Source organism: Actinocorallia sp. B10E7 (assembly GCF_039871655.1).
GTDB lineage: Bacteria > Actinomycetota > Actinomycetes > Streptosporangiales > Streptosporangiaceae > Actinocorallia.
On sequence record NZ_JBDPLZ010000012.1, the window covers coordinates 55593 to 76429 of the forward strand.

Sequence of the window (20837 nt, forward strand, 5' to 3'; positions counted from 1 at the left end):
GGCAGCGGCCGGCCCGCGCGCCGCCGCGAGCCCTCGGTCATCGGTGCTTCCTGGAGAGAGTCTGGGGAATCCGAGATGATTGTCACAGGCGACGGTTACTGTGTGCTACGAAACGTGCACCCCCATGCGGAACCCCTCTCGGACCTGGTGAAACCGGTCCGCGGGCCTGGCCCCCGGGAGAACCTGATGGCATCTCAGAACAGTGAAGTGGTCGGCCCCCAGAAGTCGTTCGTGATGGAGATGCGGGCTCGACGCGAGGCTGTCGGGCTGTCCCGGAACAAGCTCGCGGAGACTCTGGGCTGCACGCCTCAGTGGCTGTCGAAGGTGGAGAACTACGACAAGACGCCCTCCGAAGGGCTGGCCGACGACCTCGACACCTACTGGAAAACGGGAGGGACGTTCCGCCGTCTGTGGGAGCAGATGGTGGAAGCCCGGAAACAGGGGCTCGTCCCCAGCGCGTTTCGGCCGTTGATCGACGCTGAGAGGGAAGCCGTCCAGATCAATATCTATGAACCGCTGCTGATCCCCGGCATCTTTCAGAGCGCGGAGTACGCACGCCGGGTGCTCAGCACGGGTTTCCATCAGGAGAACCTCGAGGAACTTCTGGCGATCCGGATGGAGCGTCAGAAGCTGTACGAGAAGGCCGATCCTCCGGCGGTCTTCCTGGTGATCCGGGAAGCGGTGATCCGAGATCTGCCGCTAGAGGTCCGGATCGATCAATGCAAGAAGCTCCTTGATCTGATCTCGTGGCCAAGGGTCTTCATCCAGGTCATTCCAAGTAGCACGCATGTTTTCGAGCCGACCGGCTTCCAGATCTTGAGCTTCGCGGGTGCCGCAGACGTCGCTTACGTGGAGGGGGCGAACGGGCACGGCCAGATGTTCGTTCAAGCCGAGGAGGTGCGGGGGCTTGACGTACTCTTCAACGTGATCAGGGCCGCCGCGCTGCCGGTGGAGGAAACCGAGCATCTGATCCATACGATCATGGAGGGCACATGAGCGCATCCGATCTGCCTTCGCTCTGGCGAAAGAGCTCTTACAGCGGCGCGTCCGGAGACAACTGTGTCGAGGTCGTCGGGCTTCCTGCTGCGATAGCGGTACGGGACTCCAAGGCTCCGGAAGGGCCGAAGCTGGTGTTCGGGCGGGCCGCGTTCAGCGTGTTCGCTCGTGGCCTCCGCGACGGCTAGAACGCGGCCGGATCATAGCTCTCGCTGCCGTATCGCCGCAGCAAGGGTCAACGTCGGCACCTGACCCGAGCAGCGCGGTCCCGGCGGTGACCGCTCTCTCGTGAACGTCAGGTCGACGGCGGGCCGTAGGTGCGGAAGGTGCTGGTGTCCAGGGTGATGTTCAGGGGAGGCGGGAGATCGATCGGCTCGCCGAAGGGGAAGACGCGGTGCTCGGTGTAGGTCGGGCCCACGCGCTCGTCGCCGCTCTGGGGGACGAGGCGTAGGACGCACCTTCCCTTGAACGGATCGACGGTCAGGTGGAGCGGGATCCCGAACCTGGCGTAGACATCGGTTTTGCGGACCCCGTCGTTGTGGGGGTCCCTCCGTGAGACGACCTCGACGACGAAGACGACCTCGTCGGCGGGATGGTAGGTGTCGTCGGAGGGCTCGTCCGTGTACGGGAGGACGGCCAGGTCGGGCTCCGGCAGATCGGTGAACCTCGGGTGCTGGATCGTCTGCTCGGTGATGCACTCCCAGTCTGTGAGCGAGGTGAGTTGGGCCGCGATCCGGCTGATGAGACGCCAGTGCAGCCGACGGCCTGAAGGCGACAAGATGATCTCCCCGTCGATCAACTCTGCTCTGAAGCCCTCGGGAACGATGAGTTCCCCGAACGCCTGCTGGGCGTCGGGCAGGTCTCGGCTCGCCATGATGGTCCGCCCTTTCGTCGACTCGCGGGCCGCGACCACGCTACCCCGATCGTAACGATCGTAACGATCGGTAGCCTATTGGTTACGAATTCGATATGAAACCGAATGCCGTCAGCGGGTGGTGATGATGCGGCCGTACTCGTGGACCAGGTAGGTGCCGACGACGCCGACCAGTCGGGTGGAGCCGGGCAGGGACGTCAGGTCGTCGGGCCGGGTGTTGAGGTTGCCGTAGGGGAGGACGCGGGTCTTCCAGGGGCCCTTGGCGGTGCGGTGGTAGAGGCGGTCCACCTCGTTGAGCAGGGCGGGTTCGGAGCCGAGAGCCCACATGCCGCCGCGGCCGTCCGGGATCGCCATCTGCAGGACCTTGCTTCGGGCCGGTCCGGGCTTCTCGACACGCCAGCGGCGGCCGTCCCCGGAGACGATGCGGCTTTCGCCGTCCAACGGGACGCCGTCCTCGGTCGATCGTTTCGTGGAGAAGCCGACGGTGACGCGCTCGCCCTGGACGTCCAGGGACGTCGTCTCCCAACGGGAGGCCCCTCCGGGCAGTGTGACCTTGACGGTCTTCCACCGGGTTCCGGTCCAGCGGAACAGGCTGTGGCCGCCGAACCGGTCGATCGCCCAGATCCGGCCCGCGCCCGACCGGACCTCGAGGTAGGCGGGCTGCGAGCAGCATGTCGGGGAAGGACCGGACCTTCGATCAGCGCCGCCCGTCCCAGCGGATCACCCAGCTGCTGCCCGGCCTGTCGAACTCGTCCCGGGTCGACACCAGCGTCCATACGTTGGAAGGCCCCGAAGCGGCCGCTTCGATCTGAAGGTTGGCCATGTCGTCGAACCCGCCGGGCATCGGCGACGAACGCCACGACCTGCCGTTCCACCGGTAGGCGAGCGGTTTCTGGGGCTCACGTCCGACGAAGGTGGAATGGTTTCGGATCGTAGGTCTCGCTGTCGGACGGAGAACAGAAAAGGCCGGACCCGGGAACGGGTCCGGCCTTTTCTCCGCGTTCTTCGCGGAGACGGGTCATACGGAGGTGAGGGAGGAGAGCAGGCTCACCACCGTGGACAGGGCGGCGAACAGGAAGGACAGGGGAAGGGTGTAGCGCCAGCGTTCGGTGGCGCGCAGGCGTTGCTCGTGGTCGATGACCTGTTCGCGGATGCGTTCGTGGGCGGCGAGCGAGCTGTCGACCTTGCTGCCGAGTTCGATGAGCTTGTCGTAGATGTCCCTCGTAGTGATCATGAAGCCCTCGCTCATGGCGCGGGTACCTCAGACGGTTCCAATCTGGTCCTCCTCAAGGGTCAGGAGAACCCGGCCGGTGTGCGCGGTGATCGTCATCCCGACGATCCGCCAGCGGGGGCCGGGATCCCACCAGGTCTCTTCCAGCTGCACCCGGACCCGCTCGCCGAGCCGGTCCGGGTGCAGCGACGGGTGCTCGTCGAGCGGGGCGACGAGCTTCAGCGCCCGGGCATTGGCGACGCACGGTCCTTCGTGCGCGGAAGCGCGGTCCAGAGCGGGCCAGCCGGCCAGCAGATGGCTTCGCGCCTCAAAGGTGTCGCGGCCGGTTCCGGAGCGGGTCGACCCGGCGGCCGCGCTGTCCCGGTAGGACCAGGCCAGGACGTTGCCAGAGGTGAACTCCGTGCGGGCCGGGGCGTCGAGGGCGCCGAGCCGAGGATGGCCGGTGACGAACTCTCTGTGCCGCCGGGTCTCGTTTCCATAGGTGCTGATGCGGTATTCGAAGCCGTCGGGCGCCGCGGCGAGCTCCGCCAGGCATTCACCGTAGGTCACGGTCCGCTCAGGGGAGTACGTCCTGGTCCGGTGGACGCCCGAGAGCCTCCCTGCCGGGACCAGCCCGATGTCCTCGTGCGGTACCTCCTGCATCGCGCCGATCAGATCGTGCGCGATGGCGATCTGGTCGACGTCGTCGAAGCGGAGCTCCCGCCGGATCACCCGCCGGTACAGGTACGACTCCAGAGAGGCCCCGTACAGCGCGAGCCGGGGCCCGTCCGAGCCGTCCGCCGAGGAGACGGAGCTCCACACGATGTAGGAGCCCCACAACTCCCCGTCCCGGTACACGTGGCAGACCACCCGGCCGGGGCCGGCCGCGGCGGGCCCGCCGTGCGCGGGCGGGAAGGCCGCCCTGACACGGCGGACCGTCTCCGCCTCACGCGGGTGCAGTACCGCCCGGAACCGGCCGGGCCGGCCGATCCTGCGCTCGAACCCGGCCTCGGCCAGGTCCAGCTCGGTGATCGGCCGGTCGGTCAGCAGGTCGCAGAACAGATAGCGGTAACGGCCCGCCATCGGTCACGGCGTGCCGTCCCCGGCGGTGTAGACCGGGGTGCGGGAGGTCAGGCTGGCGGAGACAAGTGCCCGGCCGAGCCGGGGCGCCCGCCGCTCCAGCAGCCGGGCCAGGGCGTAGTACGCGGCGGTGACCAGCACGGTCAGCACGTCGGTGACCGCGGCCTCGGGGAGCTCCAAGCCGTACGAGGCGACCCTGGTGAGCAGCACGCCGGCCGCGACCGGCACGAAGGTGCGGACCAGGCCGTCGAACATCAGGTGTTACCCAGCCAGGTGACCTCCCACATGCAGCCGCCGTTGAGACCGGTGGTCGACGACAGGTACATCGGCTGTCCCGTGGTCTGGAGGGCGTAGATCTGGAGGTAGTCGCCCACCTGCAACCACGGCATGCGGGTGATGTTGACCGCGAAGGCCCCGGCGTTGGCGTTGAGCGCCGCGCCCCAGAGGTCGATGGGGCTTGTGGTCCCGCTGCCCGAGGTGATCCGGAAGAAGAACTGGACGGGACCGGGCGCGAGAAGGGTCCCGGCGAGGGTGGCGTTGGCGAGGTAGCGGCCGGTTCGCTGGGCCGTGTAACGCGTGTTGTTGACGGTGTCGCTGTGCCCGTTGGCACTGTCGGCGTATTCCCTGTCCCAGTAGATCAGGGTGCTGGTGTTGTTCTCCACCGTCGCTCCGCCGTTGTTGGACAGAGACGCATAGGGAGGCGTGATGAGCTCGTCGATCCGCGTGTCGATGCCCTTGACGGTCGTGTCGATGGCGTCGGCGAGGGTCTGCAGGTGCTGGGGGACGTTCGGCGGGTCGGTGAGCGCGGGGTATTGCCACGAGTAGTTGGGGGTGCTTCCCATGGGGACTCCTGTGATCAGTAGGCGCCGATGACGACGGCGGCGGACGTGCCGAGCCACAGCAGGACGACGGTGTCGCCCACGGTCGGCGTGTAGTGGGACAGGTAGGGCAGGTCGACGGGGGCTCCGCCCAGCGCGACCGTGACGAGGGGCCCCGCGACTGCGGTCACCGTGCCGGTGACGGGGCGCTGTGTCTCCCGGCCGCGGCTCAGCCGCTGGGTCAGCTCGCGCCGGCCTCGCCAGCTTTCGAGGCTCATACGCCCTCCTCCATGGATCGCTGGCGGGTGGCCAGGCCGAGGGTGCCGTCGACGGTGAGGGGGATGGTGACGGCGTCGAGCTGGAAGACGCGGACTGCGCCGTCCGGCATGCTCACCCGGACGGCGTCACCGGGATCGAGCCCCGGATGGGGGACCGCGGTGCAGTCGACGACCGTGTCGGCCAGGGAGTGCCTGGCCAGCAGCAGGTCGGCGGCGGCCTGGGCCTTGGCGTGGTCGGTGAGCAGGCCTGAGGTGTAGACCCACACCCGTTCGCCGAACGGGCCGCCGACATACGTCGGGCTGCTCGGGTCGGAGTTCTCGGCGACGGCCTGCGCGGCGGGAGCGTCCTCGGACGCCTCGCCGCGGGCGATCACCACGTTCCAGACGCTGCTGCGGTCCTGCCCGGCCTGGGCCTCCAGTTGGACGCCGTTCGGCCCGGTGTCCAGGTCCCAGACGGGTTCGGCGACCTCGTCCAGGCGCCGGAACCGCCAGACGCCCTCCCTGTCGGGGAAGACCTCCACGCCGAACGACGTGGCGATCTCGTCGATGGCGGCGAGCCGGTCGGACTCGAAGACGGTGCCGTCGGGGAGCGTCCCGGTGCCGAGCGCGTCCCACTCGGCGGTGTCGTAGTCGATCGTTCCGAAGTCCGCGGGCAGCCCGCCCTGGATCAGGGTGAGCAGGACGTCACGGGCGACCAGGCCGCCCGCGGCGAACGGCTCGCGCAGCTTGGCGTCCCGCAGGTAGGAGCGGTAGCCGCCGGCCTTCACCGTGACGGCCGTGGAGACCGCGGCGCGCTTGAAGTGCTCGACCAGCAGATGCCCCAGCGGGACCTCGGCGGCAGAGCCGTCCGGGAGCCGCACCCCGCGGTAGGGCCGGATGACCAGCCCGTACACGTTCAGGTCGGCGATGCTGATCGCGTCCGTGCCCAGCAGCCCGCCGTTCTCGGTGAGCTGTACGGTGAGCTCGGCGGCGGAGTACACGTCGGTGTTGCGGTCGAGGGTCACCGACCCCGCCGAGATCTCCAGATTGTCGCTGAGCTTCACCTGGGTGCCGCGCCACAGCTCCACCCGGACGGTCATCTCGTGCGGGCCGCGGATCAGCTCGCCGAACAGCGCGTCCGTCGGCCACATCAGGGGCCCCCGACCGGCAGGGTGTCGCGCACCCAGTGCAGATAGGAGCCGTAGGCGCCCAGCACGTCGCTGTACTCGTCGTACACGCCGAGCCAGTCGCCGTAGCCGGTGCCGACGCCCTCGGTGATCAGCGGGGTGACGGGGGCGGCGACCTGGGTGCAGGCCAGCTCCCAGCGTCGCGCGGTCTCCCACGCGGTGCGGCCGACCCGCATCTCCTTGGTCGCCTGCGCCAGGAAGTACAGGTTGCCGCCCTCGTCGGGGGCGCCCTGCAGCAGCAGGTGGGGCGCGAAGCCGATGAGCCGCCGCAGGTCGTCGGCCTCCCGCTTGGTGAAGGTGAGGAGCGTGAGCGTGAAGGTCGCCCTGCGCCGCACGTCGGCGATGGTCACCGGGTCGGGCCGCCCGACGACGTAGTGCACGCCGGCGGAGATGTCGCGGTTCAGCTCGGGCAGCGCGACGATCTCCACCTGGGTGGACAGCGACGGGTGCGACACGTCCCGCAGCCAGGTCCGCCGGTAGGGGAGGCGGGCGGCGACCTGGCCGCCGATCTCCAGGACGTCGCCGTCGGCGTCGAGGACCCGGCACAGGTAGACGTTGTCCTCGTCCAGCCACGCCTCGAAGTCGGCGGCGACGGCCTGGCCGTCGTTCAGCGCCAGTCCCCGCATGGTCCGGACGACCTGCAGCTCGCCGTCCGCCCCGGACCGGTAGACCGTGACGGCCTCGGCGGCGGCGTTGTCCGTGGACACCTCCAGCAGGACCTGCGCGAGGTCCGCCTGGGGTGTTGCCGTGATGGTCGTGGTCATCGGACCCCTCCCGCGACGTAGAGTTCCCGGGCCAGGTCGGTGTTGTTGCGGTCGACCTCGACCCGCACGATGTCCCGCAGCTCGGTGTCGCCGATGTACACCCGCACGTTCGGCGCGGCCCCGCCGCGCACGAACTCCCCGAGCCGCGACAGCGGGATGACGGCCTCGGCCTCGCCGGCCTCGCCGATGACCGCCAGGTTCCCGCCGGACCGGGGCATCACGATGCCGCCCTCGGCCAGTTTCGGAATGGTCGGCAGGTTGAGTCCGCCGAACTTGATGCCGGGAAGATTGATCTTGATCCCGTTCAGCTTGCGGATCACGCCGTTGACCAGCTCGATGATCCCGTTGATCGGTTCCCTGATCACGTTCCGGATCCCGCTGAACGCGGCGCTCGCGATCTTCGACAGTCCGCCCCAGGCCTTGCCCAGGCCGTCCTTGACCTTGTCGAATGCCTTGGGGATCGTGTTCCGGATCCAGTTGACGACCGGCGAGATGATGCCCTTGATCTTGCCCCAGACGTTGTTGATCACCGTCCGGACCCCGTTCACCGCGGCCCGCACCGCCGTCGTGACCGCCCGGAAGACGGTCACCACCACGGTCCGGTAGACGTTCACGTAGGTCCGGATGACCTTGGCGATCCCCTGGAACACCGCCGTCACGACCTGGCGGATGCCCTGCACCGCCCTGCTCACGAAGGGCCCGATCGCCCCCCACACCTGGGTGATCACCCGCCGCGCGGTGGTCATCGCCGTGCTCACGACCTTGCCGATCGTCTCGAAGACCTTCGACACGATCCGCCGCATCGTCTCCGACTGCATCGCCATGTCGATGATCTTCGTCACGAGCGGCGCCAGCAGCGCCAGCAGCAGCCCGATCGCACTGCCCTTCATCGCGGTGTTCAACCCGCGCTGCGCGGTGGTCGCCCCATTGATTCCAGTTCTCAGCCGATCGAAGAACCCGCCACCGGTCGAGGCGTTTCTCCCATAGTCGGAAACCGATCTCCCGGCTCTGGAGGACTCGTCCCCGAGTTTTTTGAAGCTTGCGGCTGCTTTATCTGCCTGTCCTTTGATCCGACCGGTGGCCGTGGCTGCCTGATTGGCTCTGTTCTGGACGTTGGAAAAATCCGAGGACGCGCGGGATGCGGAGCTTCCCAACTGGTTGAACGATCGGCTCGCGCTCTGTGCCGCTGTCCGGATCCGGCCCAATCCTTGAGCGGTCCTTGTGAGTAGTTGCGCCATTTCTTTCCCTTCTGCTAAAGGGTAGAGAAAACTCTGATGAGTTCTTCGACTTGCTTCCTCAGTCCCCTGATGTCGCCTTCTGTGTCACTTGCCCCAATCCCTCTGATTTCCTGGACCTGGTTCTGGACGGTGTTTATTCGGCTTTCTCTGGTATTTCTGAGCCTGTCTATTCTGTTGTTTGTCCTGCGTACCTCCCCTTCTGTGTCGCGAACCCTTCCCTCGACTTGGTCGATCTTTGCGCGAAGAAGCCTTCCGAGGGTGTTCGTCCTCTTCTTGTGCTCGTCCAGGTCTTTTGCGTGCTCTTTTAGATCTCTTCTGTCCTGGTCGAATTCACTCTTGTGCTCGTCGAACTGCTGGACGGTGACCGGCTGCTCTTTTGGCTTTCGCCATGCATCGAATCTCTGGCGGAGATCGCGGAGTTCCCAGTCAAATCGGAACAATTTGATGTCAACGCCGAGCACGGAAAACCCGAATGCGATCGTGGTGACGACTTCGGTCTTTCCCCAGAAGCCTTCGTGCTTCCATTTCTGGAACCAGCTGTTCGATTCGTCGATCTGCTTCTGTACCTGGTCGAACTGCTTTTTTGTACTCTCCTCGTTCTTGTGAAACGCGGACCAGTTGATGGTCTGCATTTCAAGTTTTTCTACTCTTCTTCTCAAGTCGTCCACAGGGGCCAATTGACATCACTTCCAATTTTTCTCAGTGAGTCGTGACGTGCGTTGACAAGTGCAAGTGCGGCGATTTTGCGCAGGGGCGGCGGGAGGGGAACGCCGTCCCGGACCGGGTCGGCAGATGAGAGCCAACGGGTCCGGGGTGCCGTTACCGGAGCGGGCGGTGTTCCCGCTGAAGAGCATGGTGGCTCCTCTGGGCGGAAGGCGGACGGCCGATCCGGTAGACCCATGTTGCACGGATACGCGATGCTGGTCGGATGCATCTCGATGGGTTGGTCGGGCTGGGGATCGGGCTGCTGGCCCTGGCCGTCATGCGATTCTTTCCCGAGGAAAGCAGCCAGGACGAGAAGAAACTTCCATGGATCAACTACGGCATCTTCGTGGTCCTCCCGATGTCCATCGGTGCGGTCCGGCTGTTCGGCGGCGAACCGGACGCGGCGTTCCGGGCCGGTGTGTTCTCTATTTGGTCGCTCACCGTCGTACTGGCGGTCCTCGCCGTCTGGAACACTCGTAGAAGAACAGAGTTCTTGGTAACGGCCGGGATCCTCGCAGTTGTTGGCCTGGGGTTCGGAGTACCGCTTCTTCTTCCAGCCTGGATGGTGACCAACGGCAGGTGATGAGCTTTTTCGTGTCACGACCGCCGGCGTTGCGTGACCGCGTCAGCGGGTGCGGTCGTGTTCGCGGCGGAGCAGGACGAGGACGGGGCTTTCTCTCCTCGTGGGCGGTTGCCCGGGCCGTCAGAGGGATCGGAATTTCTTCTGGCCCGGCGCTGCACCGCCCGTGCCACCCGCCCGGGAATGCGGCCGCGCGAGCGGTCTCAGGACGAGGGACGACTCGCCTGAGTGAGATGCCCGTTGAGCCGTCAGCCGGTGAAGAACGCGGTGAGTTCGGCGGGAGTCGCCTCCTGTCGACCTGTATCGGCAGGAGGTCGGCTGGTCGTGTCGGGTGCGGTGGGGCGTGGGAGGGGCTCTGGGGGGTCGGAAGGGTCGTTGTCGGTGTGGGCGGTGGTGAAGAGCCAGTTGCCGATGGCGAGGTGGTCGACGGCCAGGGCGAGGAGGTAGTCGGTCACGGACCATTCGGCGGCCTCCCCCGAGGCGGCGCGGACGAAGGCGCTGTCCCGGGGGAGGTGTTCGAGGAGGACGCGGAGGCGGCGGCTGGTGAGAGTGCCTCGGTGCCAGTCGAGGAGGTCGATGCCGTAGTGGCGGAGGAGGTCCGCTTCAAGGGCTTCGGCGTGTTCCTCGACGAGGGCGCCGAGGCTCAGCCTTCCCCCACCGTGAGGCCGGTCTCCTGGCCGTAGGCCTCGAGGATGGCGTTGACGTCCTGGATGGTGAGGTCCTTCTCGGCGAAGCGGTCGTACTGGGCGTTGCCGAGGAGGAGCTGCAGGAGGCCGTCGATGTCGTTGTCGTCGAGGGCCTGGAGCTGCCTGGTGACGCGGCGGGGGAGCTCGGTGGGCAGCGAGAAGGTCTCGCCGTCGATCTCGAACTCCCAGGCGCGGCCGAGGGCTTCGAGGCGCTGCGCGCGGGCGGCGTTCACGTTGAAGGCCATGACGGACTCCTTATGACTCGGGAAATGGAGAAAGCCGCGCGAGACGCCTGGAGGAGGCGGTCGCTCGGCTTTCGGAGGGGAATTCGATGCGGATGGACGGTCGTCGGCCTCTGCGATCGGAAGGCATCAGCCGAGGCACGTCTGCACATGCTCGACGCGATCACTCCGCAAACGGTCGACGGGTGGCGGGCCGGCGGGTGGGGATTCCCGATGACCGCCGTTACGCCGTGCCGCCCGCGCGGCCGGCTCGAGGGAGACGGCCGCGCGGGCGGGTCCGGGCGGCGGTGCCGCCTGGACGGTCGGGGGTCAGGACGTGGCGTAGGACGGGTCGGTCATCAGCCAGGTGGCCAAGGGGGAGCCGTCGGACGGGGCCAGGGCGGTGTAGGTGACGGCCAGCTTGATGGCGGCGGTGTTGACGAGGGTCAGGTCCTCGTTGTCGGTGACCTGGCCGCGGGGGACGATGAAGCGGTACTTGACGGCGGCGCCGTCGGTGAACTCGATGCCCAGCATGCGCTCGTCGGCGACAGCCTGCGTGGACAGGTCGTAGGAGAAGGTGCCGGCGGCGGAGGTCTCCTCGACGGCGCCGCCGCCGAAGAAGAACGGCACGGTGTCCTCGTTGAGCTGCAGCAGGCCGAACTTGACCGTCAGGTCGCGCTGGGAGTAGACGAGCCGCGCGGGGCTGGTCGACTGCCAGGTCTCGACCTGCTCGATCTTGTCCTTCTTGGCGAACTTCACACCGTCGTTGCCGGTGAAGCCCAGGTCCTTCCAGCCGGCCGCCCACGCGGTGGTGGTGTCGGTCGGGACGGCGGTGCCGAGCGGGGCGACGAGGACGCGGCCGGTGCCGGCGACGCGGATCTCGTTCGGGTTGTTTCCAGCCATGACTGATCTCCTAGGGAGAGAAGGAACGGGGCATCGTGCCCCCTGAAGGGAAGGCCGTCAGAGCGGACGGATCGTGAGCTTGTGGAAGCTCACGTACCGGTCTGCGGCCGAGTGCAGATAGTCGGGAAGCCATCGGGGGCCGTCGGTCTCGACGCAGTCGGCGATGACGGCCGTGGCGGTGCCGGACACCGGCAGGGCCAGGCCGATCATGTGCAGCATCCGGACGCGGGCCGCGATGGCGATGGTGTTGGCGGCCTGCTTGTCGGCGCCGTAGCACTCCAACTGGACGATGGGGGTGTCGAGGCGCTGGTCGTCGATCCAAACGCCGCCCATCCGGGAGACCAGGACGGCCGGCGTGGTGCCGTCGAACCCCGGCGGGACCACGTTGGTGACCGTCACGCCGGTCAGTGCGGGATCGTCCTGGAGGAAGTCGACGACGAGGACCTCGACGTCGGGCAGGGTGGTCGGAGGATCGTTCAAGGGGTTCTCCTTGGGTGTGCGGTCACTTTTCCCAGGTGGCCCGCCAGGTGATGTGCCCGACGACGCCGTCCACGGGAAGGTCGTGTTCGGTTTGGAAGGCGCGGCAGGTGGCGCGTGACGCGGGGCCGTAGACGCCGTCGACGGTGACCGGCCAACCGCGGTCGTGCATGCGCTTCTGCCAGCGGCGCACGTCGTCGCCGCGGGTCGGGGGCGGGTAGCGCAGCAGGCGTCCGGGCCACGCCGGAGCCGTGGGGGCCGGCTCCGGCGTGGCCGCCGGCTGTACCGATCCGGGGCGTGGAGCCCCGGCGCCCACCCAGTCGTACAGCCGTTTTCCTGGACAGTCCGTGGCGTATCCGTCTCGGTGGCCTTTGATCTCCTTGCCTGCGTCGCCGTGCTTACGCAGGTACTCGATCGCGTCGCGCAGGCCGTGCAGCATGGCGTCGGTCGGCTCGGTGAGCCCGGCGTTCCCGACGAGGCCGAGGACGGCGTAGTGGTCGTGGTTGAGACCGGGACCGTTCGCGGCGGGCAGGCGGTGCGGGCCGCGGCCGACGAACACATGGCCGTGCGGGCAGGCGATCATCGAGTAGCCGATGTCGCTCCAGCCGTTCCCGTCCATGTGGCCGCGTTGGATCGTCTTGACGAGAGTCACGCAGCGTCTGTGCTCGGTGGAGAGTCTCGGATCCACCCGGGAGCCCGTGTAGTGGATCTTCACTCCGCGGGTGGACCGGATCACGGTCAGCCCGGTGGCGGGCCTGCGCGCTCCCCACGCGGTGCGCGGTACCAGCTTGATCGGCATCGGGTGCTCCTTCGAGGTCCGCCCACGCGAAAGCCCCCGGATCGTGGACCCGGGGGCTCTCCTGGACGCAGTTCACCAACTTCGATGCCTATCGTGACACTAGTTAGGCATCTTTGCAACCCGTTTATAGGAAAATTTCAGAAACTAGTGTCGTCCGGCACGGAGGCGAGTGCGTCGCTCGGCCTCCAGGACGTCCAGCTCGCGGAACCAGAGCCGGCCCGAGATCTTGACGGCGGAGAGGGTGCCACGGCTGACCCACTTGCGGATCGCCGCGGGGGAGACTCCCGCCAGTTCGGCGGCCTCGTCCACGCGCAGGAAGGTCTCGTTCGTCTTCACCGTGCCTCGCCCCCTTCCGCCCCGCGCATCCTGCTCTCGTACTCCTCGCTCGTGTAGGTGCGTCCGCACCTGCGGTTGCGGCAGCGGATCCCCTCGCCTGCCTCGTCGCGTTCCAGCGAACGCAGGTCGCAGCCGGGGCAGGGCATGCGGACCCGGCCGGAACTCCGCCCGCCCCGGGTGTGCCGGACCAGCCTCCGGTGCAGCCGCAGCACCTCCCGGCCGAAGTCGGCGGCGCCGTCGAAGGAGAGGAGGCCGTCCAGGTGCGCGGCCAGCCAGGCGATGTTCCCGGCCAGGGTCGGCGCGAACCGGCCGCGTCGCGGGCGCGGCGCCAGCCCCCGGTGCTCCCGGTAGGCGTCCTCCCAGCCCAGCAGCGTGTGCAGGAGTTCGTCCAGGTCGTCGACGTGCGGGGCCGGTGACGGACGGCCCCGCGAGCCCGAAACCCGTTCCCCCGACCGCGCGCGGTGTCCGCCCTCCAGTGCGGCCAGCAGGGCGGCCTGGTCGTCCAGGTCGAGCAGCCTGGCGCGGATGAGCGCCTGGCACCGGCGGCACCAGACCGGATCGCCGGAGATCAGCGTGCCGGCGCCGTTCCTGCGGTGGGCGGCGTTGCACGTCCCCGGGCACTGGCGCCCGTTCACAGGCCCTTCTCCTGGCCGCCCGCGGCGATCCGGACCACCACTTCCTTGGCCGTGTTCTCCCGGACGGCGCAGGCGATGTCCTGCAGCGCGCGGGTGACGGCCACCGCGGCGAGGGCCAGTACCTGGCCCTTCTGCCCGGACCGGATACGGCTGAGCTCGCTCAGGGCCCCTTCGAGGAGTCCTTCGGCGGAGGCGGCGGCATGGGTCGGCTGAGTCTTCAAGATCTACTCCAGGTAAAGCATCCATAGGATGTGACAGGTTAGTGAAAGCCCGTAGCGGGCAATATAGGAAAAAGATCTTTACCGGGCAAGTCTTAGAGGAGGTTCTTTCTTACTTTCGAAGGGAGATTGCCGATCTGTGACACGCTTGCTTACTTGACGTTACCGATCGATACCGGCACTGTGGCGTCTCATCTACTCCTCCGGACCGGAAAGAATCGTCGACCGTGGCATCGAGCACCGAACATCGCTGGACACGTCTGGGCGCGGCCCTGCGCGACCGCAGGATCCGCGACCTGGGCATTGACCGGCTGACCGAGTTCAGCCGGGAGCACGGCATCGGCTACCGGATCCTCACCGACCTGGAAGCCGGTCGCCGCGTCAACTTCGCCTCCCGCACCAAGGCCGCGGTGGAGCGCGCCTACGACCTCCCCGAAGGAGCTCTGGACAGGGTGCTCTCCGGGGAATGGGCGGAGAGCACCCTCCGCGCGGAGAAGACGCTTCAAGAGGCGCCGGCCGAGACACTCCCCGTCGAGCCACCTCCGCGGCGGGACGGGCCGCACACCTTCCGTCTCGGTGACGCGGAGGCACGCGCCCTGGTGACGGCCGCCTACGATCTGGCGGGCCCGGAGGGCAAGGAGGCGCTGGTGGGCCTGGCCCTGCGCCTCCTCGGCGAGCGCGGGGACATGACCGTCTCCCGCACCTCGGGTGACTGAGCCCTTGAGCGCGTCCCACGCCAAGCCTATATTTTCCTAATATGAGTAAATCTAGGAAAAGAATCTCTTGGTGGTCCCGGTGCAGAGCCCGTCTCCGCGCACCCGACCGCCCGGCCCCGCCCGTTCCCGCCGATCACGGCCACTACTGGACCGGTGCCCCGGTGGGAGACCTGCTCGGCGACCCCGTCTCGGCCCGGATCGCCGTCGACACGGTCTTCGCCACGCACCACGACCTCCTGAGTCTGGACGTCCTGCTGGACCGCATCGCACGCATCGACCCCTGAACACCGTGGGGGCGGGCCCGTCCCCGTCCCCACGGCACCGGCCACTGAGCCATCGGCTGTTCAGGCGGCGGGCCGGTGGAGCATGCTGTCGATGGCGGTGTGGAGGAAGCCGCGGAAGGCCTTCTGGGCGTGGGGGTCTTCGGCGGGGAGCATGCCCTTCTCGGGGGCCAGGACTCCGGTGCAGAGGAAGCCGTTGATGGACCACAGGACGATGCCCAGGAACGGGTAGGGGCCGAGGGCCTCGGGCACCGCGTCGTGGATCTTGCGGGCGGCCATCGTCATCAGGGGGCGCAGGTAGTGGTCCTCGACGTCGGGGACGTCGGCGGCGTCGGCGACCCAGCGCTGGGTCCACAGGGCGATGAGTTCGGGGCGTTCGAGGAAGAAGTCGAGGTAGGAGTCCGCGATGAGGTGGGCGGCCTCGTGGGGTGAGTGGACCTCGTCGATGATCTTCTGCACCTTGACGCGGTTGGCCTCGTAGATGCGCTCCAGCACCAGCAGGTAGAGCCGGCGTTTGTCGCCGACCTCCTCGAGGACCACGGAGGAGGGGACGCCCGCGGCCTCCGAAATGGTCTCCAGGGAGGTCATGTCGTAGCCGAGCCCGGCGAACAGGCGGGTGGCCACTTCGATGAGGCGTTCCGGTGTGGCGTCCATGCCTCCCACACTAAGAAGAGAAAGGGCACCTTCCGGGCATATTTCCCAAAGCGGATATTAATGCTCAGGCAGGCGGGGTGTCGCCGTGGGGGACGGTGATCCAGGTGGCGGAGGCCACGGCCAGGAGGGTGCCGGCCTCGGTGTGGAGGGAGGAATGGCTGAAGATCTTGCGGCCTTCCGGTTCGGTGGAGGAGGCGGTGATGACATACCGCTCTCCGGCGGAGGGAAGGGTGTGGATCTGGGCGGACATGCGGCCGAGGACGCGCGGACGGGCGGAGAGGTCCTCGGTCCAGCCGCTGGGGCAGTCGAGGGCGGCCCAGACGAAGGCGGGGTCGAGGGTGCCGTCGGGGGCCGCCAAAGAGGGGTCGGGGCGCCAGGTGCAGGCGACCTCGCGGGGGCGGCCCGGGAGGGGGCCGGGGGTGAGGGCCAGGCCGTCGTGTTCGGGGCGGCCCAGGCCGCAGACGAAGCACGTCGGGAAGGGGTGGTAGGTGTGGCCCTGGTAGCGGGCGTGGCATTCCTCGGCGGTCTCCACCGGCACGGGGGGTACGGCGGGGATCTGGTCCGCGCCCGGCGTGACGGTGGCGATCACGGCGTCACCGTGCAGGATGCGGGACTCCTCCTCGCCTCGCTCGACCGTCAACGGGGTGTGCAAAGGAGGGGGGAGGCGGAGCGTGACGACGGATCGGGGCAGGTCGGGAAAGCCCGCCGCGGCGGCGAAGACCCCGCAGGAGTAGCCGCCGTTGCCGCTGTTCGCGGGCCCGTTGAACCGCTTCGGGATCACCAGTTCACTCATCACGCCCCCTCTTCGTGCGATCTACGAAGAGCCTAGCCAGGCCTGGTTCCGGTTCGGGCGGGAGGGCGGACCTCAGCCTCCCGGCGTCGCGGTGCAGGGGGAGGCGTCGCAGACGTCCACGACCTCGCCGGTCTTGAGGAACGTGGCCGCCTGGAGGCGGGCGGCGGCGGACTTGCGCGGGTCGGAGTGCGGATCGCGGCCCTCGGTGGGCGGGGTGTTGGTGAGCGGACCGTAGGGCGAGCCGCTGTCCCAGACGATCAGGGCCGAGCCGGTGTACGGGTAGGAGTCGATGGCCGGGATGTCCCAGTACGGGACGGTGTCGGGGTGGCGCCCGGGGGCGACGGCGGGCTGGTGGACGCGTGCGCCGATGGTGCGGGCCTGGATGTCGGCGGTGAGCGGGGAGACCTGGTGGTCGCCGAACGCCACGTGCAGCAGGACCCGGTGGGCGGGAGTGCCGGGCAGCGGGTCGTCGGTGAGGTGCTGGGCGTACCCGTCGGCCTCGCCCCGGTCCCAGAGCATCTGGACCAACGCCAGGTTGAGCTGCTGGTCGAGCTTGTCGGGATAGGCGAGGTTCATCACGGTGGCGTACTGCGTGAAGTCGACGCTGCGGTTGAGCAGCGTGCTGTAGTTCATCCCCGGAACGCCCAGCACGGCGCGCCGGATGTCGGTGGAGACGGCGGTGAGCGCTCCGCCCATGATCCCGCCCTGGCTGTTGCCGTAGTAGGCGAGGCCGTGCGAGACGTCGATGACGGGCTCGCCCTCGGCGTTCTGGAAGGCCTTGTGCTTCGGCAGCCCGGTGGTCATGGCGCGGCCCAGCCAGAGCATGTTGAGGATGCCCTGCTGCATCCGGTCGGCCATCGAGGGGAAGTTGCTGAAATCGGCCAGGGAGACGACGGCGTTCCCGATGTCGTCCTTCGACAGGCCCGCCCACTTGGTGGCGCAGAAGACGAAGCCGTGCTCGGCCGCGAACGCCTTGACCGCGCCGGAGCCGACCTCCTCTTCGCTGCCCAGCAGTCCGTGCCCGTAGAGGGAGGCGCGGCCCGGCGCGGTGAGCGCGCTGCGGGGGATCTCGCACTGGAATGCGGCGACCTGGACGTTGCCGGGAAGCCGGGACGGAAGCCCGTCCGCGCCGTACCGGAAACGGGATCCGGGCAGGCCGCCGTAGGTGTCGAGGTAACTCGGGACGGTCATCTGGCCGCGCACCCTGCGGGCGATCGGATCGCCCTCGGGATTGTCGGTGACCTTGGTGACGAGGAACGACGGGCTTCTGCCGCCGAGCTTGCCGAAGGCGTCGTCGCGGATGCGCAGGATCCGTTCGGACAGGTTGCGCTCACTGGCGATGGTGAAATCCCAGGCCAGGTAGAGGCCGTCCGTGCCGACGCCGTGCCGTCTCAGGTCGGCGACGACGCCCTTGGCCTCCCGCTGCCGCGCGTACAGCGGATCGTCGTCGGGGAGCGTCGGCCCGAGCAGCGTGCGGAACACGTCGGGGGGTTCGATCGCCTCCCCGGAGGCGTTCTTCAGGCCGCGCAAGGCCACCGCGTACCGGTGGCCTTCGAGGAAGTTGCGCGCCGGCCGGATGATGAGTGCTCGCCGGTCAGGGGAGGAGGCGTTGGCGTCCAGTTCGGCGAAGTGGGGCCAGCGTTCTCCGGTGACGGTGTCCACGATGACGATCGGCGCGTCGTCGCGGAGCGAGCGTCCCATGTCCGTGACGGGGGCCGCTCCCGTCACGTTCAGGTCCAGCCCCGGGACGTGGGCGAGCAGCATCGAGCCGGGGGAGAAGCCGTCGTTCCGGTTCCACTCGGCGGGGTCGATGTGCTTTCCGAGCCGGTTTCGGGGAGTCGAGGAAGGCGCGAGGTCCACCCGCAGCCCGGTCGAGGTGCTCGCGTCCGGCACGGTGTACCAGTCGTTCGGGAACGGCAGCAGGCAGGCCGCCGGGTCCACGGGGTCGCAGGCCGCGGGATCCCCGGCCGGTTCGGCGGACGCCGCGGGCGAGAACAGGATGCTCGCGGCGATGAGGACGAGCAATGCCAGGGTCCGTCCGCGCACCCGCCACCTCCGTGACCTGAAACACCTTCATGTACTGATCGCACCATCCCCCTCCGCAGCGACGCGGTCAACCGTTCCTCGGCACTGTCCAGGAGCGGTCCTGCAACATTCCGCGGTGATCCGCCCCTCACCGAGCTGCTGCGCCGCCTATGAGTCAGGCACCGGCGGGTTTTCGGCGCTCGAGTTGCTCCTCGACCCGAGGTAGATCGAGGTGTCCCTTGCGGCGGAGGACGACTTCGCGGTGGGCGTCGAGTTCAGGCGGTGGGCTGTAGGCGATACGGACGACGGGCTTGCCGCTGGGCCTGACCTCGCGCTGCTTCTGCTTGATCTGGTCGAGCCGGGCACGGAGCCCGGAGCGGGCGTCTGCGGCGGGTGTCTGGGCGGCTTTTCGGCGGCGGTCGTTGCACAGCAGGCAGCGGCTATCGCCGGTCGGGCGCGGGTCTTCTGGGCCGCCGCGGTGCTCGGTGCAGATCGGCGGCCGGGTGAAGCCTCCCGGTTCCGGGAAGTTCTCCGGGTCTGCCTCGTGCTCGTCAGCGTTGGCCGGTGGCTGCCCGGCGACCTGGACGGCTTCGACGATGTCGAGGAGGTCGGGCTTGGGGTTGCCTTGCTCGTCGCGGTGCATGGCCTCGAGGTAGCGGGCCAGGTTGCGGATATTCGGGTCGATGCTGCGGACGATCCGGATCACCTCGTCAGCGGCGTCGTCGTCGAGGAAGAGCGTTGCGGTCAGCCAGCGGCGGCCTCGAGCGTCATCGGTGAGACGAACGGCATCGCGCTGAGAGCGGGCGGCTTTGAGCTTGTCGGGCTGCCTGTTGCTTGCCGATCTCCCAAGCGTCTGCGACGGGTGCGGATGGACTTCCACCTCGGCCGCAGGAGGGAGAGAACCCTGGCCACTCCCGCTAACGAACTCGGTAACGCACTCCCTTACGTACTTGTCCTCAATCATTGAGGTCTTTTGCTCCAACGGTTGAGGTGAATCGTCCTCAACCGTTGAGGTGATCGGCTCCATCGATTGAGGCGATCCCGAAGTAGACGACCTCAACTGTTGAGGAGAAGGAGCAGGCTGTGCCTCTCCGGGCTCTCCTGACGGTTGAGGCGATTCCAGCTCATGGAGCTTGCACATCCCCACCCCGCGGTGCTTGGTCCCCCACCCGGCCGGGCGCGTGCAGGTCCCACCCTTCCCCGTCGGATGACCGCACCGGTCGGTCTTCGGAGTACCAGCCGCGACACGGTCAACGGCCGGCCAAGCAAGCGTGTAGACCCACCTGCGGCGGTCGCCGGGTTTCGGCTCCTTGAGGAGCCAGCCCTGCTCAACGAGGAGGTCCAGTGCGGTGATGACAGTGTTCTCGCTGAGCTTCACGTCGTGGGCGATCCGCTGCTGGGTGGGCCACACCTGCTTCACCTCCTTGCCGATGGCGTGAACGAACAACCGCTGGGCCACGGCGGTCGCCGAGTCCGTCAAGGTTCGGGACTCGTAGACCAGCAGGGACCACAGCAGGCCGCGGTCGAGGCGGAGCTGTGCGGGGGAGAAGTATGCTTTCGCCCACTCGGGGAGCTGGGCGGCGTCGATGGGAAGCCCAAAGTTTTCGGGCATGCGAAAGAAACCCCCAGGTCGGGGAGTAGAGGATGAGCGGCCACTGAGGGCGTCCGGAATTAAACCGGAGTCAGCAGATGCGGACCACGGGTGCGGACGAGTCGCTGCCGGGTGAGCTTGGGGAGCGCCGATCAGAAGAGACCCATAGGCCATCCACTCGGCGCCAGCGCGCCCCTTTGCTAGCTCTGCTCTTCGTCGCCGCTCGCGTTCTTCTGTTCGGGACGGCGGGGCAGATGGTCGGTCTCGCCGATGTACCAGCGGACGAGCTGGCGGATGACCTTCGAGCGGTCGAGTTCGGGGTCGGCCTTGGCGACGGCGGCAGCGAGCGCGTTCCACATCTCGTCATCCATGCGGATGCGGCGGAACGGCGTTCCTGGCGGCACTTCGACTCCGATCCTCGGTGACATCGTTGATCCTCTCATGACTTCTCCTGTTCGATTACTTGTAGCTACAGCATGTCCCACGGTGAACCTACAAGCAAGTTGAGAGAACGAACTTCCGCGCCGCCTGAGGAGTCTCTGTGATCGACGGACCTGGCCCGCTCGCCGCCCTCGCCCGACTGCACCGCCCTAAGCGGCGCATAGCGGGCGTGCATGGCCAGGGCGAGTCGGACATCTACGGGATCTGCGTGCACCGCACCGACCTCGTCGGCACCGCAGACCCGAACGACAACTACGAAGCTGCGGCGTACCGAGAACCGGTGGAGCGCCACCCGCCGCGGATCTATTGACCACAACACGAGGAAGGGGAGCCTGAAGCAGGCTCCCCTTCC

At 67.9% G+C, this 20837-nt stretch carries 31 protein-coding genes; 7 read left to right on the forward strand and 24 right to left on the reverse strand.

Annotated features, from left to right (window positions below; genetic code table 11):
- Positions 1–186 precede the first annotated feature (186 nt).
- Positions 187–996 (forward strand): helix-turn-helix transcriptional regulator, encoded by an 810-nt coding sequence (locus ABGB12_RS30310; RefSeq protein ID WP_347683111.1) that lies wholly within the window; start codon positions 187–189, stop codon positions 994–996.
- Positions 993–1184: a DUF397 domain-containing protein gene (locus ABGB12_RS30315; RefSeq protein WP_347683113.1), complete on the forward strand. Its 192-nt coding sequence runs from the start codon at positions 993–995 to the stop codon at positions 1182–1184. The genes ABGB12_RS30310 and ABGB12_RS30315 overlap by 4 nt, the downstream gene beginning before the upstream one ends.
- A gap of 107 nt (positions 1185–1291) precedes the next feature.
- Here ABGB12_RS30315 and ABGB12_RS30320 read toward each other — a convergent pair whose 3' ends face one another.
- Together ABGB12_RS30320 and ABGB12_RS30325 are read right to left on the reverse strand one after the other, a co-directional pair.
- The gene (locus ABGB12_RS30320) at positions 1292–1870 is read right to left on the reverse strand and encodes a Uma2 family endonuclease (RefSeq protein ID WP_347683115.1); all 579 of its coding nucleotides are present in this window, start codon (positions 1868–1870) and stop codon (positions 1292–1294) included.
- Positions 1871–1981: 111 nt separating this feature from the next.
- Positions 1982–2311: a hypothetical protein gene (locus ABGB12_RS30325; RefSeq protein WP_347683117.1), complete on the reverse strand. Its 330-nt coding sequence runs from the start codon at positions 2309–2311 to the stop codon at positions 1982–1984.
- Between the two features lie 230 nt (positions 2312–2541).
- On the opposite strand from ABGB12_RS30325, the gene ABGB12_RS30330 reads away from it, so the two are divergent.
- Positions 2542–2682 carry a hypothetical protein gene (locus tag ABGB12_RS30330; RefSeq protein ID WP_347683119.1) on the forward strand — a complete coding sequence of 47 codons (141 nt, stop codon included), beginning with the start codon at positions 2542–2544 and terminating at the stop codon, positions 2680–2682.
- A 206-nt stretch (positions 2683–2888) separates the two neighbouring features.
- Here the strand turns inward: ABGB12_RS30330 and ABGB12_RS30335 are convergent, their stop codons facing one another.
- From ABGB12_RS30335 to ABGB12_RS30375, 9 genes are all read right to left on the reverse strand, one after another.
- Positions 2889–3119 carry a hypothetical protein gene (locus ABGB12_RS30335; RefSeq protein ID WP_347683121.1) on the reverse strand — a complete coding sequence of 77 codons (231 nt, stop codon included), beginning with the start codon at positions 3117–3119 and terminating at the stop codon, positions 2889–2891.
- Positions 3120–3131: 12 nt separating this feature from the next.
- Positions 3132–4163, reverse strand: coding sequence for a hypothetical protein (locus ABGB12_RS30340; protein WP_347683123.1), 1032 nt, complete (start codon positions 4161–4163; stop codon positions 3132–3134).
- A 3-nt stretch (positions 4164–4166) separates the two neighbouring features.
- Positions 4167–4415, reverse strand: coding sequence for a hypothetical protein (locus ABGB12_RS30345; protein WP_347683125.1), 249 nt, complete (start codon positions 4413–4415; stop codon positions 4167–4169).
- The gene (locus tag ABGB12_RS30350; protein WP_347683127.1) at positions 4415–5002 is read right to left on the reverse strand and encodes a hypothetical protein; all 588 of its coding nucleotides are present in this window, start codon (positions 5000–5002) and stop codon (positions 4415–4417) included. Before ABGB12_RS30350 ends, ABGB12_RS30345 begins: the two co-directional genes overlap by 1 nt.
- A gap of 14 nt (positions 5003–5016) precedes the next feature.
- On the reverse strand, positions 5017–5256 hold the full coding sequence (locus tag ABGB12_RS30355) for a hypothetical protein (RefSeq protein WP_347683129.1): 240 nt from the start codon (positions 5254–5256) through the stop codon (positions 5017–5019).
- Positions 5253–6386, reverse strand: a complete 1134-nt coding sequence (locus ABGB12_RS30360) for a hypothetical protein (protein WP_347683131.1) — start codon at positions 6384–6386, stop codon at positions 5253–5255. The genes ABGB12_RS30355 and ABGB12_RS30360 overlap by 4 nt, the downstream gene beginning before the upstream one ends.
- Positions 6386–7186, reverse strand: a complete 801-nt coding sequence (locus ABGB12_RS30365; RefSeq protein WP_347683133.1) for a hypothetical protein — start codon at positions 7184–7186, stop codon at positions 6386–6388. The genes ABGB12_RS30360 and ABGB12_RS30365 overlap by 1 nt, the downstream gene beginning before the upstream one ends.
- Positions 7183–8076, reverse strand: a complete 894-nt coding sequence (locus ABGB12_RS30370; RefSeq protein ID WP_347683135.1) for a hypothetical protein — start codon at positions 8074–8076, stop codon at positions 7183–7185. Before ABGB12_RS30370 ends, ABGB12_RS30365 begins: the two co-directional genes overlap by 4 nt.
- Positions 8077–8438: 362 nt before the next feature.
- The gene (locus ABGB12_RS30375) at positions 8439–9092 is read right to left on the reverse strand and encodes a hypothetical protein (protein WP_347683137.1); all 654 of its coding nucleotides are present in this window, start codon (positions 9090–9092) and stop codon (positions 8439–8441) included.
- Positions 9093–9352: 260 nt separating this feature from the next.
- Between ABGB12_RS30375 and ABGB12_RS30380 the strand changes: the two genes are divergently transcribed.
- Positions 9353–9712 carry a hypothetical protein gene (locus ABGB12_RS30380; protein WP_347683139.1) on the forward strand — a complete coding sequence of 120 codons (360 nt, stop codon included), beginning with the start codon at positions 9353–9355 and terminating at the stop codon, positions 9710–9712.
- Between the two features lie 245 nt (positions 9713–9957).
- Here ABGB12_RS30380 and ABGB12_RS30385 read toward each other — a convergent pair whose 3' ends face one another.
- The 8 genes from ABGB12_RS30385 to ABGB12_RS30420 form a co-directional block, all read right to left on the reverse strand.
- Positions 9958–10164 carry a hypothetical protein gene (locus ABGB12_RS30385; RefSeq protein WP_347683141.1) on the reverse strand — a complete coding sequence of 69 codons (207 nt, stop codon included), beginning with the start codon at positions 10162–10164 and terminating at the stop codon, positions 9958–9960.
- Between the two features lie 188 nt (positions 10165–10352).
- Positions 10353–10640: a hypothetical protein gene (locus ABGB12_RS30390; protein WP_347683143.1), complete on the reverse strand. Its 288-nt coding sequence runs from the start codon at positions 10638–10640 to the stop codon at positions 10353–10355.
- Between the two features lie 306 nt (positions 10641–10946).
- Complete coding sequence (locus tag ABGB12_RS30395) at positions 10947–11519, reverse strand: hypothetical protein (RefSeq protein ID WP_347683145.1); 573 nt, start codon at positions 11517–11519, stop codon at positions 10947–10949.
- A gap of 57 nt (positions 11520–11576) precedes the next feature.
- Entirely contained in the window at positions 11577–11999 is a 423-nt protein-coding gene (locus ABGB12_RS30400; protein ID WP_347683147.1) for a hypothetical protein, read from the reverse strand.
- Between the two features lie 22 nt (positions 12000–12021).
- Positions 12022–12795 (reverse strand): N-acetylmuramoyl-L-alanine amidase, encoded by a 774-nt coding sequence (locus tag ABGB12_RS30405; RefSeq protein ID WP_347683149.1) that lies wholly within the window; start codon positions 12793–12795, stop codon positions 12022–12024.
- 144 nt (positions 12796–12939) lie between these two features.
- Positions 12940–13131: a helix-turn-helix domain-containing protein gene (locus ABGB12_RS30410; RefSeq protein ID WP_347683151.1), complete on the reverse strand. Its 192-nt coding sequence runs from the start codon at positions 13129–13131 to the stop codon at positions 12940–12942.
- The gene (locus tag ABGB12_RS30415; protein ID WP_347683153.1) at positions 13128–13766 is read right to left on the reverse strand and encodes a hypothetical protein; all 639 of its coding nucleotides are present in this window, start codon (positions 13764–13766) and stop codon (positions 13128–13130) included. Before ABGB12_RS30415 ends, ABGB12_RS30410 begins: the two co-directional genes overlap by 4 nt.
- Positions 13763–13987 (reverse strand): hypothetical protein, encoded by a 225-nt coding sequence (locus ABGB12_RS30420; protein WP_347683155.1) that lies wholly within the window; start codon positions 13985–13987, stop codon positions 13763–13765. The genes ABGB12_RS30415 and ABGB12_RS30420 overlap by 4 nt, the downstream gene beginning before the upstream one ends.
- A 224-nt stretch (positions 13988–14211) precedes the next feature.
- Between ABGB12_RS30420 and ABGB12_RS30425 the strand changes: the two genes are divergently transcribed.
- Both ABGB12_RS30425 and ABGB12_RS30430 read left to right on the forward strand, forming a co-directional pair.
- Positions 14212–14700, forward strand: coding sequence for a hypothetical protein (locus tag ABGB12_RS30425; protein ID WP_347683157.1), 489 nt, complete (start codon positions 14212–14214; stop codon positions 14698–14700).
- A 161-nt stretch (positions 14701–14861) separates the two neighbouring features.
- Positions 14862–14984, forward strand: coding sequence for a hypothetical protein (locus ABGB12_RS30430; protein WP_347683159.1), 123 nt, complete (start codon positions 14862–14864; stop codon positions 14982–14984).
- 60 nt (positions 14985–15044) lie between these two features.
- Here the strand turns inward: ABGB12_RS30430 and ABGB12_RS30435 are convergent, their stop codons facing one another.
- From ABGB12_RS30435 to ABGB12_RS30455, 5 genes are all read right to left on the reverse strand, one after another.
- Positions 15045–15635 carry a TetR/AcrR family transcriptional regulator gene (locus ABGB12_RS30435; protein WP_347683161.1) on the reverse strand — a complete coding sequence of 197 codons (591 nt, stop codon included), beginning with the start codon at positions 15633–15635 and terminating at the stop codon, positions 15045–15047.
- 64 nt (positions 15636–15699) lie between these two features.
- Positions 15700–16428, reverse strand: coding sequence for a hypothetical protein (locus tag ABGB12_RS30440; protein WP_347683163.1), 729 nt, complete (start codon positions 16426–16428; stop codon positions 15700–15702).
- 72 nt (positions 16429–16500) lie between these two features.
- Positions 16501–18474 carry a hypothetical protein gene (locus tag ABGB12_RS30445; RefSeq protein WP_347683165.1) on the reverse strand — a complete coding sequence of 658 codons (1974 nt, stop codon included), beginning with the start codon at positions 18472–18474 and terminating at the stop codon, positions 16501–16503.
- 154 nt (positions 18475–18628) lie between these two features.
- The gene (locus ABGB12_RS30450; RefSeq protein WP_347683167.1) at positions 18629–20065 is read right to left on the reverse strand and encodes a helix-turn-helix domain-containing protein; all 1437 of its coding nucleotides are present in this window, start codon (positions 20063–20065) and stop codon (positions 18629–18631) included.
- 179 nt (positions 20066–20244) lie between these two features.
- Positions 20245–20472: a hypothetical protein gene (locus ABGB12_RS30455; RefSeq protein ID WP_347683169.1), complete on the reverse strand. Its 228-nt coding sequence runs from the start codon at positions 20470–20472 to the stop codon at positions 20245–20247.
- A 113-nt stretch (positions 20473–20585) separates the two neighbouring features.
- Here ABGB12_RS30455 and ABGB12_RS30460 point away from each other — a divergent pair, with 113 nt between their 5' ends.
- Positions 20586–20795 (forward strand): hypothetical protein, encoded by a 210-nt coding sequence (locus ABGB12_RS30460; RefSeq protein WP_347683171.1) that lies wholly within the window; start codon positions 20586–20588, stop codon positions 20793–20795.
- The last annotated feature ends 42 nt before the right edge of the window (positions 20796–20837 follow it).

What these genes read in the sequence shown, in the direction of transcription:
- ABGB12_RS30310 (WP_347683111.1), top strand. Translation starts at nt 187, where the DNA reads ATGGCATCTCAGAACAGTGAAGTGGTCGGCCCCCAGAAGTCGTTCGTG.
- ABGB12_RS30315 (WP_347683113.1), top strand. Translation starts at nt 993, where the DNA reads ATGAGCGCATCCGATCTGCCTTCGCTCTGGCGAAAGAGCTCTTACAGC.
- ABGB12_RS30320 (WP_347683115.1), bottom strand. Translation starts at nt 1,870, where the DNA reads ATGGCGAGCCGAGACCTGCCCGACGCCCAGCAGGCGTTCGGGGAACTC.
- ABGB12_RS30330 (WP_347683119.1), top strand. Translation starts at nt 2,542, where the DNA reads ATGTCGGGGAAGGACCGGACCTTCGATCAGCGCCGCCCGTCCCAGCGG.
- ABGB12_RS30335 (WP_347683121.1), bottom strand. Translation starts at nt 3,119, where the DNA reads ATGAGCGAGGGCTTCATGATCACTACGAGGGACATCTACGACAAGCTC.
- ABGB12_RS30340 (WP_347683123.1), bottom strand. Translation starts at nt 4,163, where the DNA reads ATGGCGGGCCGTTACCGCTATCTGTTCTGCGACCTGCTGACCGACCGG.
- ABGB12_RS30345 (WP_347683125.1), bottom strand. Translation starts at nt 4,415, where the DNA reads ATGTTCGACGGCCTGGTCCGCACCTTCGTGCCGGTCGCGGCCGGCGTG.
- ABGB12_RS30350 (WP_347683127.1), bottom strand. Translation starts at nt 5,002, where the DNA reads ATGGGAAGCACCCCCAACTACTCGTGGCAATACCCCGCGCTCACCGAC.
- ABGB12_RS30355 (WP_347683129.1), bottom strand. Translation starts at nt 5,256, where the DNA reads ATGAGCCTCGAAAGCTGGCGAGGCCGGCGCGAGCTGACCCAGCGGCTG.
- ABGB12_RS30360 (WP_347683131.1), bottom strand. Translation starts at nt 6,386, where the DNA reads ATGTGGCCGACGGACGCGCTGTTCGGCGAGCTGATCCGCGGCCCGCAC.
- ABGB12_RS30365 (WP_347683133.1), bottom strand. Translation starts at nt 7,186, where the DNA reads ATGACCACGACCATCACGGCAACACCCCAGGCGGACCTCGCGCAGGTC.
- ABGB12_RS30370 (WP_347683135.1), bottom strand. Translation starts at nt 8,076, where the DNA reads ATGAAGGGCAGTGCGATCGGGCTGCTGCTGGCGCTGCTGGCGCCGCTC.
- ABGB12_RS30380 (WP_347683139.1), top strand. Translation starts at nt 9,353, where the DNA reads ATGCATCTCGATGGGTTGGTCGGGCTGGGGATCGGGCTGCTGGCCCTG.
- ABGB12_RS30390 (WP_347683143.1), bottom strand. Translation starts at nt 10,640, where the DNA reads ATGGCCTTCAACGTGAACGCCGCCCGCGCGCAGCGCCTCGAAGCCCTC.
- ABGB12_RS30395 (WP_347683145.1), bottom strand. Translation starts at nt 11,519, where the DNA reads ATGGCTGGAAACAACCCGAACGAGATCCGCGTCGCCGGCACCGGCCGC.
- ABGB12_RS30405 (WP_347683149.1), bottom strand. Translation starts at nt 12,795, where the DNA reads ATGCCGATCAAGCTGGTACCGCGCACCGCGTGGGGAGCGCGCAGGCCC.
- ABGB12_RS30435 (WP_347683161.1), bottom strand. Translation starts at nt 15,635, where the DNA reads ATGGACGCCACACCGGAACGCCTCATCGAAGTGGCCACCCGCCTGTTC.
- ABGB12_RS30440 (WP_347683163.1), bottom strand. Translation starts at nt 16,428, where the DNA reads ATGAGTGAACTGGTGATCCCGAAGCGGTTCAACGGGCCCGCGAACAGC.
- ABGB12_RS30450 (WP_347683167.1), bottom strand. Translation starts at nt 20,065, where the DNA reads ATGCCCGAAAACTTTGGGCTTCCCATCGACGCCGCCCAGCTCCCCGAG.
- ABGB12_RS30455 (WP_347683169.1), bottom strand. Translation starts at nt 20,472, where the DNA reads ATGTCACCGAGGATCGGAGTCGAAGTGCCGCCAGGAACGCCGTTCCGC.